Annotated in this window: 1 protein-coding gene and 1 pseudogene; both read left to right on the top strand. The window is 67.3% G+C overall.

What is annotated here, in order from left to right:
- Positions 1-431: 431 nt before the first annotated feature.
- Positions 432-3465 (top strand): annotated as a pseudogene (locus tag ABZ371_RS28945) (RHS repeat-associated core domain-containing protein).
- Between the two features lie 800 nt (positions 3466-4265).
- A complete protein-coding gene (locus ABZ371_RS28940) occupies positions 4266-4727 on the top strand; it encodes a hypothetical protein (RefSeq protein ID WP_358685038.1) in 462 nt (153 codons plus the stop codon).
- Positions 4728-4936 lie beyond the last annotated feature (209 nt).

The following is a 4936-nucleotide window of genomic DNA, read 5'->3' as shown; positions in this document are numbered from 1 at the left end:
TGAACGCCTTCGACATCACCTTCGACGGCCGACTCTCCGCAGCCCGCCAGTAACCCTCAACAACCCGAGTTACACCGCTCGTTTGACAGACCCCGACGGTTTCTGAACCCGGACTTCGCAGGTCACCCGGTCGTGAAGGTTGATCGGGCAGACTCGATCACTCGTCGGTCTGACTCGCCGTATCTTCGTTTCGGTCAGTCCGACTCGGTCTTCACCGGACGCTGCAGAGCCATTCCGGCGAACCTTTTCAGCGACCTGCGAAGTACGGGTCTAGATGAGAGGGGCGGCGGTTTCACCGCCGCTCCTCCTGCAGATGCACCGCTCCGTCGGCGGCGGAGGCTGCCTGGCAGGACGCCCAGAAGGAGCGAGCAGGGACCGGTGGCAGCGCCTCGTCGCCCCAGGCACGCACCTCGGCCGGGGTGCGCAGTTGGGTGCCGCGCGGGCAGGGGGCGGTGCCCTGGCACCAGATCTCCGACGTCCGGGTGACGGACTCCCTGGTAGCCAGGATCGACCTGTCGAATGGCAACCTGATGCTCGCCGCCACCGACTTCGATGTCGCCGGCGTCGGTCAGAAACTGCGCCTGGCCCGGACGTACAACTCGCTGGACGCCCCCTGGGGCAAAGTGTCGCAGCGGTGGTGGCAGGAGTACGAACGCTACCTCGACATCTATGCGAGCGAAGTGGTGCTCTTCGGCGCCACGGGAGACGCGGTCTCTTTCACGAAGAACGCCGACGGCACCTTCACCACCGCGAAGGGGTACTCCAAGGACCTGAAGAAGAATGCGGACGGCACGTACACGCTCACCGACCGCAAGTCCGGCTCCAAGGACACCTACGACGCCAACGGCACACTGACCAAGGTGACCGACAAGAACAAGGGCGCCATCACCGTCGAGCAGCATGACGAGGAAGCGGAGCACAAGGGCTTCAAGATCACCGAGACCCGCTCCGGACGCTGGGTGGACCTGGTCAAGGCCTACTCGAACCAGTGGCAGGCCAAGGATCACACCGGCCGTACCGCCGTCTTCGACCTCAACCCGGCCGGCGACCTGGCGAAGACGACGGACACCGAGGGCAAGTCCACGCTCTTCGGCTACGACGCCTCCAACCGCCTGACGAAGATCACCACCCCTGAGGGTCGGGTGACGGTCTTCACCTACGACGACCAGAACCGCGTCACCTCAATGCTCCGGGCCACCGAGCTGAACGGCTCCGGCCACACCGGCCCGACCTGGACCTACGCCTACTCCGCCACCAGTCCCTCGGACGCCGGCACGACCACGGTCACCGACCCCGAAACCCACTCCACCAAGTACGAGCACGACGCTGACGGCCAGGTGAAGAAGGTCATTGACGCGCTGACGCACTCGCGTTCCAAGAAGTACGACGCGAACCGCAACGTGACCGAGGCCGCCGACGCCATGGGCGTGGGAGGGCCTCGGGGAACGTCACCACCTACGGGTGGGACTCCCGCAACAACCCCACCAGCTCCACCCTCCCCACCGCGAGCGTGACGGGCTACCAGACAATCGCGGGCGCAGACCTGCCCGGGACTCTGACGTCCTCGGACAACGAGAAGACCGACTACACCTACGACACGGCGGGCAACACCAAGTCGGTCGCCGTCCAGGGCACGGGCGGCGGCAACCAGTCCTTCGACTACAACCCTGCCACCCCCACCTGCGGTGGATTCGAGGGCCAGGTCTGCAAGGTCACCACGAAGATGACGGCATCGAAGTCGGTTGCCACGTCCTTCACCTACGACGCCAAGGGCAATCTCAGGACGGTCAAGGCGCCCGCCCCGCTCGGCACGACCACGTACACCTACGACGACCTGGGCCGCCCGGAGACGGTGAAGGACGCCCGGGGAATCATGGTCATCTACACCTATGACCACCGCGACCGTATCAAGACGGTCGACTCCTCCAACTACCTGGCCGTCACCTACGACTACGACGGCGACGGCAACCTCAGCCAGCGCTCAGACGGCACCGGTGTGATCACGTACGAGTTCGACCCGCTCTCCCGGGAGACGATCCGCACCCTGCAGGACGGCTCGCAGACCATCCTCACCTACACACCCGCGGGTAACGTCGACACCTACCAGGACCCCGCCGGCCTGACCGATTACACCTGGAACGAGGTCAACAAGCTCAAGGAGCTGAAGGACCCGAAGAGCAAGATCACGATATACGGGTACAACAACAACGACGTCCGCACCAAGACCACGTACCCCGGCAGTACCGTCCAGGAAGTCTTCCCGGACAAGTCCGGCCGGCCGGAGAAGATCAAGACCATCAGCCCGAAGGGCACCCTCGTCGACCTGGCCTACACCTACGCCCGCCAGGACGGTAAGGACGGCGGCAAGATCCGCACCACGACCGACGCTGTCGCCGGCACGAAGACCAGCTACGAGTACGACAGCGCCGGCCGCTTCTCGTACGCGGCGGAGAACAAGGGCACGGCCCTCAACTCCTCCTGGCAGTACTGCTACGACCTCGCCGGAAACCTCACCTCGCAGGGCGTGGACAAGGGCTGCCCGCGCGGCACCACGTACACGATCAACGACGCCCAGCAGATCACCGCGAAGGACGATTCGACCACGAACTGGTCCTACGACAAGATCGGCAACGAGACAGCCGGCGCCCCCACCCCCGAGGGCACCCGCACCGGCGTCAAGTGGACCGACTACTCCCAGATGACGTCGATCACCACCGGCGGCAAAACCTACACCGGCCAGTACGGCTCCACCGACCAGTCCGAGCGCATCAAGCTCGGCGACACCTTCTTCCACAACGTCCCCTCGGCCTCTCCGCCACCTCAACGGCCGGAGTCGACACGGGATTTAACCGTGAACCCGGGGGCACGCTGAACTCCATGACCCGCGGGGGGAAGAACCACTACTACCTGACCGACGCACTCGGCAGTGTCGTCGCCCTGGCCGACGAAGCCGGCACGAAGGTCAACACGTACGCGTACAGCCCCCGCGGCGTACAGCGCGCCACCACCACCGAGACGGTCCCCCAGCCCTACCGCTTCGCCGGCGGCTACCAGGACCCGACAGGGCTCTACCACTTCGCGGCCCGCTACTACGACCTCAACATCGGCCGCTTCACCTCGCCCGACCCCTCCGGCCAGGAAAGGAACCCGTACCTCTATGCCGAGGGCGACCCGGTCAACCGCATCGACCCCACCGGACTGCTCAGCCTCAATGGTGTCGCGGACGCACTCGGCCCCATCGGCGACGTCGCCACCGGAGCCGTCCACCTGGCGCAAGGCGACAGCAAGGCTCTCTGGGGCGATGTTGCGGGTGTGGTCGCCGGCGGCCTCGCAGGAGGACTGTGTGGAGCGGCAGTGGCTGCCAGTGCGGGTCCCACCTTGGGGGGTTCCCTCGGTGCTACGGCCGGTTGTTACGCGATCGCTTGGAGCGCGGGGCAGATAGCGTCTAACGCCGTCAGCGGATAAATGAAATCGTTGGGTGGGAGAGGATATTTCTGCCTCTCCCACCCCGGGCACAGGAAGGGACCTCAGCATGTCAGAGCCACACGTCGGATGGACGATGGAGCAGCGGGCGGCCGTCAAGCGGTATGTTCAGTTCGCAGCCGTATTTGCAGTCCTAGGGCTCGCCTTTTCCATTTTTCTGATTGCTTCCGGAAACAATGGAGGATGGGCGCTTCTAGGAATCCTCGGGTGCATTTCCGTGGCGGGCTACTTCTTCATTCAGAGGGGAAAGAATGGGCGAGCCTGACCTGTAGGGCTGGCTGACGTCCACCGAGCCAGCGGGCCTGGATTCTCCTGTGCAGGGTGGCGGCGGGCTCCTCGTCGCCGTCGCCGTGCCAGGCGGTGCATCTGTCGGCTTGCAGGACTCTTCGCCGGGAATGCTACTGCGCTCGGCCGAGTGGCAGTGGCAGAGACACGGGTGGGCGGTGGCCGCTCTCGGCTTGAGCTCCACCACCACCGCGACCGCGCCCGCCCCGGCGGCCGACCGCGCCCCGGCCGCCCCGGCGGAAGCCGCCGTCCCCATCCACCGCCAACAACCCGCCCGGCCCGCCCCCGCCCGCCGGACCGGACGCGGTCGGTAGGCAGAAAAGGGGCGGGGTCCGGCCTTCGTACCGCGGGTCCCGGGCGGCGGTCGGGCGTCAAGCGGCGGCCGGCAGCCTCACGACGGGACCGGTCGCAGCGACCGATCCCCTGCGTCAGCCCGCAGCTCCTCCCTCAACCGCCCATTCCAGTCCGAGACCCGCCAGCCGTTCCAGCTGCTCACCGTGAGCGTCGCCCGCCGGCTCTTCACGTTCGACAGCCACACCCCGAGCCGAACTGACGTCCCGTCCGGCGACTCCTCGGACCATGCCCGCGGTACGACCAGCGTCTTCTCCCGCTCGACGTACTGGGCGAGCGCGGCGACACCCCGCTCGAACGCCCCCGCACGCGCCCCGCCCGCCGCCCGCCGCGGCGGCGGCTGGCTTCTCGGGCGGCCGGACGCCGAGCTGCACCAGGCGCTGGTGGCCAGCCTGGACGTGCTGCGCCGTCAGAACGGGAGCTCCGCCGACCCGATGCTTACCGAGGCGATGAACGCGGCCAGCCACGCGGCCTGGATCCTGTGGGGCGCCCGGCAGGAGATGCTGCCGCCGCTGTTCGCCGACCCCGGGAAACCCGTTCCCCGGCCTGCCGCATGGGATCGGTCCGGGTGGGTGCTCCGAGACTCGATCATGGACCCTACTGAATGACCTCCTGAGCGCCCCTCAGCCGCCCCGGACCCCCTCGGTCCGGGGCGGTCGCGTTTGGCCCGGGGAACGCCCCACGGCGGATTCGGTCCTGTGAGGCCGGCCCCACGTCCGCCCAGGTGGACGGGTCCGGCTGTGAGGTGTGAGGCCAGGCTGTGAGGCCCCGTGGCGCTGCGGCCCACCCGACGTCGGGTGGGCCGCTCGCGCGCGGT

The sequence above is a fragment of the Streptomyces sp. NPDC005899 genome (assembly GCF_040629645.1).
In the GTDB taxonomy this organism is placed as follows: Bacteria; Actinomycetota; Actinomycetes; order Streptomycetales; family Streptomycetaceae; genus Streptomyces.
Note: the sequence above shows the minus strand (reverse complement) of the source record. Positions and strands in the feature narration are given on the sequence as shown.